The following is a 12269-nucleotide window of genomic DNA, read 5'->3' on the forward strand; positions in this document are numbered from 1 at the left end:
GTCAGGTCAGGTAGCGGTACGCGGGCGAGCCGGGTTCCAGTCGTTCGCACTGGATCGGCGACTCGTCCATGCGCTCCAGCAGCGGTCCCAGCCCCTCCGGCGTGCCGAGCTCGATGCCGACCAGCGCCGAGCCCGTCTCACGGTTGTTGCGCTTGACGTACTCGAACGTGGTGATGTCGTCGTCGGGCCCGAGCACCTCGTCGAGGAAGCGCCGCAACGCGCCCGGTTCCTGCGGAAAGTCCACCAGGAAATAGTGTTTCAGGCCGCGGTGCACCAGCGAGCGCTCGATGATCTCGCCGTAGCGCGACACGTCGTTGTTGCCGCCGGAGACCAGGCACACCACCGTCGACCCCGGTTGCAGGGTCAGCTCGGCCAGCGCGGAAACCGCCAGTGCCCCTGCGGGTTCGGCGATGATGCCCTCGTTCTGATACAGGTCGAGCATGGCGGTGCAGATCGCGCCCTCGTCGACCTGCATCATCCGGAACGAACTGGCCCCGGTGGGGGATTCGGTGGTGGTCAGTAACGGCAGCGAGGCATGCGAGACCACCCGCCCGCCGAAGCCGGAGACGGCCGCGAACGGTACCGCGCCGATCCGGCGTACCGCCGCACCGTCCACGAACGGATCGATCTCCGGCAGCGTCACCGGGCCGCCCGCGACCAGTGCCGCGGTCATCGAGGCCGCACCCGCGGGCTCGACCCCGAGGATCGCGGTGCTCGGCGCGCGGTCGCGCAGGTAGGTGCCGATGCCGGCCAGGCAGCCGCCGCCGCCCACCGGCACCACGACCAGATCCGGTGCGGCGCCGAGTTGTTCCAGGATCTCCGGCGCGATGGTGCCCTGCCCGGCGGCGGTGCGGGCGTCGTCGAACGGCGGCACCATGGTCGCGCCGGTGCGGGCCACATCGTCGGCGGCGGCCGCGGCGGCCGCGTCGTAGGTCTCGCCGATGGCGATCAGCTCCACGAATTCGCCGCCGTGCACGCGGATCCGGTCGCGCTTCTGCTTGGGGGTGGTGGTCGGTACGTAGATGCGGCCCTTGATGCCCATCGCATGACAGGCGAACGCCACGCCCTGGGCGTGATTGCCGGCGCTCGCGGCGACCACGCCGGCCGCGCGCTCGGTCTCGGTCAGCTGCATGACCAGGTTGTACGCGCCGCGCAGCTTGTAGGAGCGGACCGCGGAGAGGTCTTCGCGCTTGAGGTAGACGTTGGCGCCGGTGAGGCGGGAAAGCCGCTCGCTGCGTTGCAGCGGAGTCGGCTCGATGATCTCGGCAATGCGCTTGGCGGCAGCGTCGATCTCGTCCGCGCTCAGCGCGGGACGAGAACTGGACAGTGCGTCGATGACATCAAGCGGATTGGACACCCGAAATATGCTGCCACCCGCCGCGACGGGCGGATGCGGCGGGTGGCAGTGCCGCGGCCGATTGCCGCGGGTTCGCGATTACCGCGGGGTCAGCACGAAGACCGGAATCACGCGGTCGGTCTTCTTCGTGTACTCGATGTAGTCCGGCCATACTTCGGTGGCCCGGTCCCACCACAGCTGCCGCTCCTCGCCGAACACCTCGCGGGCGGTGTAGTCCTTGTTCACCTCGCCGTCGCGCAGTTCGACGTGCGGCTCGGCCTTGATGTTGTAGTACCAGACCGGGTTTTTCGGCGCGCCGCCCAGCGAGGCCACGACCGCGTATTCGCCGTTGTGCTCGACGCGCATCAGCGGCGTCTTGCGCAGCTTTCCGGTCTTCGCGCCTTTGGTGGTGAGCAGGATGACCGGCCGGCCTTGAAGGGTGGTGGCTGTGGTGCCGCCGGAGTTCTCGTACTTCTCGGCCTGCTCGCGGGCCCAATCTGAGGTACTCGGTTCGTAATCTCCAGTCAGAGGCATATGGGGGACAACACGGCGCGGACCGGCGGTGTTCCCGGGCGATGTGCTGTGTCCCCGGCAACATGAAGTTCGGTGGACCGAACTTCGCTGTGCGTATATCCTTACTGGATGGCAGTTGTTCACCCATCGGCCCGCTCCGCGACAGTTGACATCGCGGGCAGCGCGTGGCCTGTCTACAAGCTCGAGGCCCTTGCCCTCGGGCTGGTGACCTGCTTGATCCTGGCCCTGATCACCGGCTCGCCGCAGGTGGCCGTGCTGGTCGCGGCCGCGGTCGGCGCGGCCCGCTGGATCGCCGGACAGGTCGTGGCGCGGCGGGCGAGCGCCGCTGAGCTACGCCGCGTCGAGCGGTAGCCGCGCGAGTTCGCCGCGCGACAGCACACCCAATTTCGGATACGCCTTGTAAAGGTGATGCCCGACGGTGCGCGGGCTGAGAAACAACTGCGCCGCGATATCCCGATTCGACATGCCCTGCGCGGCCAGCCGCACGATCTGTAGTTCCTGCGGCGTAAGCCGCCCGAGCACTCCGCCCGCGGGCTTCGCGGCGGTGCCGACGCCGAGCGCGCCGAGCTCGGTCCGCGCCCGCTCCGCCCACGGCCCGGCGGCCAGCCGCTCGAATGTCTCCAGCGCGGGTTGCAACTGGAGACGCGCGTCGGCTTTGCGACGTTGGCGGCGCAGCCATTCGCCGTACAGCAGTTGGGTTCTGGCCTGTTCGAACGGGCGCCCGCCCAACTCGAGCGCGGCGCGATAGTGCTGCTCGGCGTGCGCGTCGTCGACCAGCGCCCGGCAGCGGTGGGCGAGGGCCTCGACCCAATCCTGTTGTGCGCGTGCAGCCCAGGTCTCCAGGCGGGCGAGGGCGTCACCGGCCCGTTCCGGTGTGCCGAGGCGCACGGCCGATTCGATCAGATCCGGGATGGCGCGCAGCCCGTTGACCTGGTGCCGTCCGGGATCGCGAGTCAGCGGTTCCAGCCTGGACAACGCGCTGTCGACCTGACCGAGGCCGAGTTCGAGCAGTCCGAGCGCCCAATACGTCCACTGCGTGCCCGCCGCCGCGGACCCGCCGAATTCCTCCGACCGGGCCCGCTCGACCAGGTCCCGGCAGTCCTGCGCGCGACCCTCCAGCGCGGCGAGGCAGGCGAGAAGGCTGGACAACTGACTTGTCCATTGGCCCTGCCCGATGTCCTCGGCGATCCGCAGCCCTTCGGTCGCCGCGACCCGGGCCTCCTGCGGCCTGCCGAGGAACAGCTCGGCTTCGGACCGGAAGAACAGCAGGGTGGGCAGCACGGCGATCCGGCCCTGGTCACGGCATTCGGCGAGGAGCAGCTGCGCCAGTTCGGCGACCTGATCGTCCTGGCCGACCACCAGGCCGATGCCGCACATCTGGACCAGGTCGCGCGGGGAGTCGGCGCCTTGCGCGCGGGCCGTGGCCGCGGCCGCGCGCAGGTCGACGGTGAACCGGCCGTGGATGCCCGCGACCGCGTACTCGATGATCGGCGTCAGCGGCTCGGCAGGCGGCAGTGCGAGCGCGGTCAGCGCGTCGGCGACCTGCGCGAGTTCCGCGGTCCCGAGGTACCAGGCGGTGTGGATCGCTTGACCGAGGATGCGCGCGGCCCGGACCGGCTCGCTCGCCCGGACCAGGTCCGCGGCGGCCAGCAGCAGTTCGTGGGCGGTGCGCGGTTTGCCCGCGCCGAACTCCGCGGTGGCCAGTACCAGGCGCAGCCGGGCGGTGTAGCCGGGGTCGCAGGTCTGGCCCGTCGCTCGCTCGGCCAGGGTGCGAGCGCGCTCCAATTGTCCTGCCTCGCCCGCGGTTTCGGCGGCCAGGACGAGGCGCCGGAGCCGGGCGGCGGCATCCACGCTCAACCCGGCGGCCCGCTCGTACGCGGCGACCGCGCCGGAATAACCGGAGCGACCCCGGGCGCGGTCGGCGGTGTCCTCCAGCGCCGCGGCGGTGGCCTCGTCGGGTCCGGTCGCGGCCGAGGCCAGGTGCCACGCGCGCAGGTCGGCGTGCTCGGGTGCGGTCGACACTGCCGCGAGGGCCCGATGCGCGGCCAGCCGTTGGGTCAGCGGCGCGCCCTGGTACACCGCCGAGCGCAGCAGCGGATGCCGGAAGGCGAAGGTCCGTCCGTCGCTGTGCAGCAGTCCCGCGTCCTCGGCGGGTTGCAGGTCGGCCAGCTGGGCGCCCAGTACCCCGGCGGCCGCCAGAACCGGTTCGAGCGCGGCGCTGCCCGCCGCGGCGGCGACGAGCAGCAGGGTCCTGGTGGGCGGCGCGAGCCTGTTCACCCGGCCGTGGAAAGCGACCTGCAGGCGCTGCGTCAGCGGCAACGGATTGAACCCCGCACCGGGCTCTTCGGTCGCCAGCACCTCCGGAAGTTCCAGCAGCGCAAGCGGATTGCCCGCCGCCTCGGCGAGCAGGCGGTAGCGCACCGCCGGGCTCAGGGCGGTGCCGAGACCGTCCACCAGTGCCGCCGCCGCATCCTGCGCGAGGCCGGACACCCGCAGTTCGGGCAGCCCCGGCGCGTGGAACTCGGCGTCCCCGGTGCGCGCGGCGAAGATCATCACGACGCCTTCGGCATCGAGGCGGCGGGCCGCGAACAACAGCGTCTCCGCGGTCGCCTGATCGAGCCAGTGCGCGTCGTCGATCAGGCAGAGCAGTGGGGCGTCGACGGCCTCCTCGGCCAGCAGCGACAGCACCGCCAAGCCGATGAGCATGCGGTCGGCCGGGTCCTGGGCGGCCAGGCCGAACGCGCCGCGCAGCGCGTCGCGTTGCCGGTCGGGCAGCGTGTCCACCAGCGCCATACCCGGACGAACCAGCAGATGCAGTCCGGCGAAAGGCAATTCGGCCTCGGATTCGATGCCCGCGCTGCGCACGGTCGGGAGTCCCTGGGCGGCGGCGTAGTCCAGTAGCGCCGTCTTGCCGATGCCGGGCTCGCCGCGGATCACCAGGGCGCCGCTGCGACCGTCGCGGGCCGCCGCGAGCAACTCATCGATGCGTGCTTGTTCGGCCTGGCGTCCCCGGAGCATGTGCACACGGTATCCGTCTGCTGGACGCTCGATCAGTCGTCATTTGACCTCGGGAATTCGCGTGCGGTTCGGTCGTGTCATACGCATGGGAAATAGCGAACGGCTACTACAGTGCGGGACTATGGCGTCGAACGTGAAGAGTGCTGTCCGGGCCGTGGCCGGAACGGTCATGGCCTGTGCGTCCGTGGCGACTTTCGCGCCATCGGCGGGCGCCGAGGTGTTGAGCATGCCGCCGCACGAGAAGACCTACGTCGCGCCCGGTGATTCGGCGATGAAGTTCACCGTGGGCAGCAGGGAAGAGAAGATCCACCGGATTCCGCCGCTGAATTTCATGGGCACCACCCGTGAGGCGCTCGTGAGCACCATCGCCTACGGCAAGCTCGACGGCGCGACCGCCGGCAAGCTCCGGATGGGGTATCACGTGGGCTGCGCGGTGACGATCGGCGCGGGCACGCTCGGCGCGACGCCCGACGTGATCATCGCCCAGAATCCCGCGTTCAATCCGAACCCGGTCGCCACGCTGAACATCAGCCCGGGTGAGGTCGGCGAGATCGCGATCGCGGAGAAGGAGATGATCCCCGGCAAGCTGATCCAGCTCAGCGTTCGGGATTTCCACATCAAGGTGAACTCCTGCACCGGGCCGGTCACCCTGCGCCAGTACGCCTACGTGGATTCCAAGTCGCCCGAGGTCGATGATTCCGGGGCCGTCTTCGGCGATCCCACCTGGCTCTGACCGGGCAGTTCCGCCGGACGGCATTGGAAACACGCGTCTTTCATTAACATCCCCGCAGTGTCACTCGATGATTCGAGTAGTCGAGTACGCAGGTTTCCAATGGATCCCAGCGGGAGGATGAGTCCATGAAACGCCTGGTCGTGTGTTGTGACGGCACCTGGAAAGCCGAATCGAGCAGCACGGTATCGAACATCATCAAGATCGCGCAGACGATCCGGTTCGACGCGCCCGGTCCGACGGGGGAGAAGATCCAGCAGTGGGTCACCTATGTGTCCGGGCCCGGCGCCCGGGGCTTCCTCGCCGACCGGCTGATGGGAGGCGCGTTCGGCCTCGGTCTCGAAGCGAACCTGTCGTCCGCGTACTGGCACCTGGCCCTGAACTGGGAGCCGGGCGATGAGATCTACATCTTCGGTTTCAGCCGCGGCGCGTTCACCGCGCGCAGTCTGTCGGGATTGATCGATCGGATCGGCATCCTCACGCCCGAGGCGATGATCAGCGGCAAGTATCCGAAGGCGCTCGAGATCCACCAGCAGGTGCCGCCCAAGGACGGCAGCATTCCGGCGGCGTGGACGAAATTCCGCAAGGACAATTGCCATGTCGAACAGCCCAAGGTGAACTTCCTCGGCGTCTTCGACACCGTCGGCGCGCTCGGGGTGCCCGGGCTCACCTCGCTGCGCTACCGGTTCCACAACGTCAAACTCGCGCCGAGCGTGCACTGCGCGCGGCAGGCGCTGGCCATCGACGAGCGCCGGCGCAACTTCGAGCCGTGCCTCTGGGAGGTACCGGTCGAACCGAACATCAAATACCGCAGGGGTTTCCAGCGGGTGAAGCAGGTGTGGTTCGAGGGCGCGCACAGCGATATCGGGGGCGGCCACAAGGAGTGCGGGTTGTCCGATGTCACGCTGCGCTGGATGGTGCGCGAGGCCGAATCCGTCGGGCTCGCTTTCGATCACGAGCGGCTGGCGGCACTGTCCAAAGGATGCCTGGCCTCGGGTGGAAACCACATGAAGTTGCATCCGTCGCTCGGCGTCGGCTACCGAGTGCTGAATGTGCTGCGCACCCTTCGGCATCCGCGCAGCCCGCGCTTCTACCTGGATTCCTGGCGTCGCCTCGCCAACGGCCACGAGCAGGGCATCCGGCTGGCCTCGCTGGTCAACGAGGCCGACGACTACCTGCCACCCAACCTGCGCCGCTGGCGCGCCCGCTTCGGCGGCATGTTCCCCGAAGAACTGCTGGAGAAGGTCACCCCGGTCTCGGTGCACCTGCTCGACGAAACCGCCGAGCCGGACCCGGTTCTGGCTCCCGTCTAGCGGACGAGCAGGGCCACCGGGAGGCGGGCGAAGAGGCGCTCGATGCGGATGCGGCCCTGGAAGGTGTGGCCGGTCAGGCGATCGATCCAGGTGCCCTCCGGCAGTTCGAGAGCGGTATCGCCCCAGCCGGTTTCGGCGAGACCGACGCTGTGCCGGGTGGCCGCGACGATGATCTCGGGCGCTTCGGCGGGCCGGCCGCGGGTGTAGGCGATCAACCGCTGGGCCTCGCTGCCGGTGCCGAAGAGCGGAGCGTAGGTGCCGCCGACGAAACAGTCGGGGCGTTCGCGCCGCAGCCACAGCGCGTAGGCCACGATCCACATCTTGACCGCGCCGGTGACGTCGAGTTCCGGTGTGCCGGTGAGCGATTGCAGCATGCCCGCGCGCAGCGCGAAATCGACCGGCCGCCGGTTGTCCGGGTCGACCAGCGAGTCCTCCCACAGTTCGCAGCCCTGATACAGATCGGGGATGCCGGGGCCGCACAGCTGCAACAGCTTCTGCGCCAGCGCGTCCGACCACGCGTGCGGTGCGAGCCGATGCACGAGATCGCCGAGTTCGGTGCCCACCGGCCCGTCGATCACCGTGTCCACCCAGGTGTGCACCTCGTCCTCGAAGGCGGCGTCCGGTTCCTCCCAGGAAGTCTTGGTGCCCGCCTCGCGAATCGCCTTCTCCGCGAACTGATGCAGACGCTCCCGGAACCCGGGAATCGCCGCCGCGGGCCTGCCGTCCGGCGGCCACACGCCGAACATGTTCTGCAACAGGAACAATGTGGTGGCCCCGTCGGGACCGGGGGCGGTCTCCTGCCACGAGGTGACGCTGCGCGCCCAGTCCTTCGCGGCCTGCGAGAGCACGCCGATCCGCGCGCGCACGTCCTCGCCGCGCTTGGTGTCGTGGGTGGACAGCGTGGTCATGGTGGCGGGCCAGCGTTGCGCGCGTTCGATATTGGCGAGATGGAACTCGATCAGCGAGCGCCCGAAGCGGGCCGGATTACCGCCCATCTCCTGCAGCGACACCAGCCGGGCCGCCTGATAGAACATGGTGTCCTCGACCGCCTTGGCCAGGATCGCGCCGCCGACCTGATGGAAGCGGGTCACCGCCTCGCCGCCCACGGCCAGCGCCGCCGTCAGCACCGCGAGCGGGTTGGTCAGTTCGCTGTTGCGTCGTTCCACCTCGGTGATCACGGCACCGGTCATCCCGGCCAGCGGCGCGTAATCGGTGCGGTAGACCGGCATGAACGCCAGCACCTCGATGGTCGCGTTGGTCAGCGCCATGGTGTCCACCGACTCGGCGCGCGCGTCGCGTTTGATGGCCGCGACCAGCCGCCGGACATCGGCGGTGAGCACGGTTTCGGCGACGGCCCGCTTGATCCGGTGCTCGGTCTCGGAGATCCACGCGCGGTCGCTGCCGTGTCCGGCGAAGCGGCAGGACAATTCGGTGAGCGCGGGCTCGCCCTCCGGATCGATCAGCACTCCGCCCACGTCGGCGAGCGCGTCGTAACCGGTGGTGCCGTCGATCGGCAGGGTCGCGTCCAGTGGCTCCCGGTTGGACAGCACCTTCTCCACCAGCAGCAGCCGGTTCGGCCCGATGATCTGGCGCAGGCGGATGAGATACGCACCGGGGTCGGCCAATCCGTCCGGGTGGTCGATCCGCACACCGTCGATGATGTCGTGCGCGCACCACGCCGCGAGCTCGCGATGGGTGATCTCGAAGACCTCCGGGTCCTCCTGCCGGATGGCGGCGAGCCCGCCGACGGTGAAGTACCGGCGATAGGTGCACACCCCGGCTTTCCAGCTGACCAGGCGGTAGTGCTGCTTGTCGTGGATGCGCAGGGCGTTGTCGCCGTCGGTGCCCGGCGCGATCGGGAACCGCAGATCATGCAGTGCCAGCATGGGTTCGGTGCCCGAACGGTCGACAGTGAGTGCGGCAGGGTCGTTCTCGCTCTGCAGCACCGGTAGGGCGAGGCGCCCGCCCGCGCCGTTGCCCGCGCTCCAATCGATGTCGAAGTAGTGCGCGAAGGGCGACTCGCGGCCGTTGCGCAGCACATCCCACCACCACGGGTTCTGCCGCGGGTCGGCCACTCCGACATGGTTGGGCACCAGGTCGACGAGCAATCCCATACCGCGACTGCGTACTTCGTCCGAGAGCGCCTTGAGCCCGGCGGGGCCGCCGAGCGCGGCGGACACCGTGGTCGGGTCGGTGACGTCGTAGCCGTGCGTCGAACCCTTCGTCGCGGTGAGGATCGGCGACAGGTACAGGTGCGAGATGCCCAGCTGCTGTAGGTATTCCGCGATCGCGCGGGCGTCGGCGAAAGTCAGTGCGTCAGGGCGCAGCTGCAGCCGGTAGGTACTGCGGATCGTGGTCGGGCGGGCCTGGGTCCGGCGCAGCGAAAGTGGGTCGGTCACGTGGGTCTCTGTGGCATCCGAGGGGGTCATGGGCGGTGGTGGGGTCATCCCGCGTGCCGCAGCACGAGCAGACAGCGGGATTCGACGGCGACCGTGGCCGCCGCCGGGTAGTGCGCATCGGCGATACCGGTCGGCGTCGCGCAATCCAGCGCGACCGTCCAGGACATGCCGTAGTCGGAGTTCGGCAAGGTGAAATCCATCGCTTCGTCGTGGGCGTTGAAGCACAACAGGAACGAGTCGTCGGTGATGCGTTCGCCGCGCGGATCCGGTTCGTGGATGCCCATGCCGTTGAGGAACACGGTCAGCGATTTGCCGAAGCCGCTGTCCCAGTCCGCGGTGGTCATCTCCGAGCCCTCCGGGGTGAACCAGGCGACGTCGCGGGCGTGATCGCGCGAGCGCACCGGCCTGCCGTCGAGGAAGCGGCGGCGCCGAAAGATGGGGTGCTCGGTGCGCAACGCGATCACGTTGCGGGTGAACTCGACCAGATCCGAATTCTGCTGCATCAGTGACCAATCCATCCAGGCGAGCGGGGAGTCCTGGCAGTACACGTTGTTGTTGCCGTGCTGGGTGCGGCCCATCTCGTCACCGTGCGCGAGCATCGGCACGCCCTGGCTGAGCACCAGCGTGGCCAGCAGATTGCGGCTCTGCCTGGCGCGCAACGCGAGAATGTCCGGGTCGTCGGTGGGGCCTTCGACGCCGCAGTTCCAGGACCGGTTCCAGCTCTCGCCGTCGCGGTTGTCCTCGCCGTTCGCCTCGTTGTGTTTCTCGTTGTAGGACACCAGGTCTCGCAGCGTGAAACCGTCGTGCGCGGTGACGAAGTTGATGCTCGCACTGGGCCTGCGGCCGGTGGCCTCGTACAGGTCGGAGGAGCCGGTGAGCCGGGAAGCGAACTCGCCCAACGTCGCCGGCTCCCCGCGCCAGTAGTCGCGCACCGTGTCGCGGTACTTGCCGTTCCACTCGGTCCACAGGCCGGGAAAATTGCCGACCTGGTATCCGCCCTCGCCGACGTCCCACGGTTCGGCGATCAGCTTCACCTGGCTCACCACCGGATCCTGTTGCACCAGATCGAAGAACGTGGACAGCCGGTCGACATCGTGCAGCTCGCGTGCCAGGGTCGCGGCCAGGTCGAAGCGGAAGCCGTCGACGTGCATGTCCAGGATCCAGTAGCGCAGCGAGTCCATGATCAGCTGCAAGGTGTGCGGATGGCGCACGTTCAGGCTGTTGCCGGTGCCGGTGTAATCCATGTAGAGCGACGGGTCGTCGTCGACGAGCCGGTAGTACGCGGCGTTGTCGATGCCGCGGAAGCCGATGGTCGGGCCGAGATGGTTGCCCTCGGCGGTGTGGTTGTAGACCACGTCGAGGATCACCTCGATGCCCTCGGCGTGCAGCGCGCGCACCATCGCCTTGAACTCGGTCACCGCCGAGTCGGCGCGTTTGATCGCGGCGTACTCGTTGTGCGGGGCGAGGTAGCCGAAACTGTTGTAGCCCCAGTAGTTTCGCAGGCCCTGGTGCAGCAGCACCCGATCCTGCAGGAACTGGTGCACCGGCATCAGCTCGATCGCGGTGACGCCCAAGCCTTTCAGGTGCTCGATGATCGCGGGGTGCGCGATGCCGGAGTAGGTGCCGCGCAACTCCTCCGGGACGTCGGGGTGCGTCGCGGTCATGCCTTTGACGTGTGCCTCGTAGATCACCGTCTCGTGGTACGGCCGGTTCGGCGCGCGGTCGGTGCCCCAGTCGAAGTACGGATTGATCACCACGCCCGCCATGGTGTGGCCGAGCGAATCGAGCCCGTGCGTGTACAGCGACGGGTGGTCGTCGAACGCCCCGTCGAACGCCTTGCCGTACGGGTCGAGCAGCAGTTTGCTCGGATCGCAGCGCAGGCCGTTCTCCGGATCGTAGGGACCGTGCACGCGGAATCCGTAGCGCTGACCCGGCCCGACGGCAGGCAGGTAGGCGTGCCACACATAGCCGTCGACCTCGTCGAGCGGTACGCGGGACTCGGTGCCGTCGCGGGCGATCAAGCTCAACTCGACGGCGTCGGCAACCTCCGAGAACACCGAGAAGTTGGTGCCCGCGCCGTCGTAGGTGGCGCCCAGTGGGTAGGCGGTGCCGGGCCACACACCGAGTGGTGTCGCGTCACCGGACGCTGCGTCGGGCTGAGCCATAGGAACGACACTAGCGGCAGCGGTGATTCGGGTGCTGCGGGTGGTTGGGACCTGGCGCTCAGCGGGCGTCGGCGCGGGTCGGCGACCAGCGCCGCCGGTAGCCGAATCGGACGGCCGATGGAGCCGGTCCGTCCGGCACTGCGCGTCGCGCCCACGCGGGGAGGTCGGTCAGGTAGCCGTCGCGGTAATCCCGCAGCAATGCCGATGCGTGCGGGTCACGTGGTACCCGGCGGCCGGTTGATTTGCCCGCGATGTCCAGGTTGTGCCAGAGCTGGACCATCTCCCGGTGCCGCCGGGCCGTGTCACCGGGATTCGTGATCTCCTCGATGCGGCAGCGCAACGACCGTGTGGGTGCGGCTCAGCGTGCGGGACCGAGTGATCGGCGCCAGGTTTGGCCGATCAGATCAGCGCCCCAGCTGTGATGCGGGCTCTGCTCGACCAGCTCGAAACCCGCGCGCTGATAGATGTGCCGGGCCGCGGTGAGCACGTCGTTGGTCCACAGCACGATGTCGCGGTACCCGGCCGCGGTCGCGAAGCGCAGGCATTCCTCGACCAGTGCCGAACCGACGCCGAGGCCGCGGGCGGTGGGCTCGACGAGCAGCAGGCGCAACCGCGCGGTGGTCTCGTTCTCGGCGACACAGAAGATGCTGCCGACCGGCGCGCCACCGGATTCGGCGATCCAGGCACGCTCGCGCTGCTCGTCGTGTGCGTGCAGGTAGTCGGCGACGATGCGGACGATCAGCTCCTCATATGTTCCGTCCCAACCGTATTCGT

10 protein-coding genes are annotated in these 12269 nt (G+C 69.0%); 3 read left to right on the forward strand and 7 right to left on the reverse strand.

The genetic code is table 11. The features are described 5' to 3' along the window. Position 1 precedes the first annotated feature (1 nt). Together ilvA and NBRGI_RS00555 are read right to left on the reverse strand one after the other, a co-directional pair. Positions 2-1357 (reverse strand): threonine ammonia-lyase IlvA, encoded by a 1356-nt coding sequence (gene ilvA / locus NBRGI_RS00550; RefSeq protein ID WP_029892260.1) that lies wholly within the window; start codon positions 1355-1357, stop codon positions 2-4. A 78-nt stretch (positions 1358-1435) separates the two neighbouring features. Continuing rightward, the gene (locus tag NBRGI_RS00555) at positions 1436-1870 is read right to left on the reverse strand and encodes a nitroreductase family deazaflavin-dependent oxidoreductase (protein WP_029892261.1); all 435 of its coding nucleotides are present in this window, start codon (positions 1868-1870) and stop codon (positions 1436-1438) included. Between the two features lie 108 nt (positions 1871-1978). Here NBRGI_RS00555 and NBRGI_RS00560 point away from each other — a divergent pair, with 108 nt between their 5' ends. Continuing rightward, the gene (locus NBRGI_RS00560) at positions 1979-2221 is read left to right on the forward strand and encodes a hypothetical protein (RefSeq protein WP_029892262.1); all 243 of its coding nucleotides are present in this window, start codon (positions 1979-1981) and stop codon (positions 2219-2221) included. On the opposite strand, the gene NBRGI_RS00565 is transcribed toward NBRGI_RS00560, so the two are convergent. Then, positions 2201-4888, reverse strand: coding sequence for a helix-turn-helix transcriptional regulator (locus NBRGI_RS00565; protein ID WP_029892263.1), 2688 nt, complete (start codon positions 4886-4888; stop codon positions 2201-2203). The genes NBRGI_RS00560 and NBRGI_RS00565 overlap by 21 nt on opposite strands. A gap of 121 nt (positions 4889-5009) precedes the next feature. On the opposite strand from NBRGI_RS00565, the gene NBRGI_RS00570 reads away from it, so the two are divergent. Then, positions 5010-5621, forward strand: coding sequence for an MspA family porin (locus tag NBRGI_RS00570; protein WP_226887434.1), 612 nt, complete (start codon positions 5010-5012; stop codon positions 5619-5621). A gap of 125 nt (positions 5622-5746) precedes the next feature. After that, positions 5747-6931 carry a DUF2235 domain-containing protein gene (locus NBRGI_RS00575; protein ID WP_036556832.1) on the forward strand — a complete coding sequence of 395 codons (1185 nt, stop codon included), beginning with the start codon at positions 5747-5749 and terminating at the stop codon, positions 6929-6931. On the opposite strand, the gene treY is transcribed toward NBRGI_RS00575, so the two are convergent. The 4 genes from treY to NBRGI_RS00595 form a co-directional block, all read right to left on the reverse strand. Then, entirely contained in the window at positions 6928-9360 is a 2433-nt protein-coding gene (gene treY / locus NBRGI_RS00580; RefSeq protein ID WP_235210802.1) for a malto-oligosyltrehalose synthase, read from the reverse strand. The genes NBRGI_RS00575 and treY overlap by 4 nt on opposite strands. A gap of 14 nt (positions 9361-9374) precedes the next feature. Next, on the reverse strand, positions 9375-11495 hold the full coding sequence (gene glgX, locus NBRGI_RS00585) for a glycogen debranching protein GlgX (protein ID WP_029892266.1): 2121 nt from the start codon (positions 11493-11495) through the stop codon (positions 9375-9377). Between the two features lie 58 nt (positions 11496-11553). Further along, entirely contained in the window at positions 11554-11835 is a 282-nt protein-coding gene (locus tag NBRGI_RS00590; protein WP_200882100.1) for a hypothetical protein, read from the reverse strand. A gap of 18 nt (positions 11836-11853) precedes the next feature. Continuing rightward, a partial coding sequence (locus NBRGI_RS00595; protein ID WP_029892268.1) for a GNAT family N-acetyltransferase occupies positions 11854-12269 on the reverse strand: 416 nt, incomplete at its 5' end.

The sequence above is a fragment of the Nocardia brasiliensis IFM 10847 genome (assembly GCF_000710915.1).
Taxonomy (GTDB): domain Bacteria; phylum Actinomycetota; class Actinomycetes; order Mycobacteriales; family Mycobacteriaceae; genus Nocardia; species Nocardia brasiliensis_A.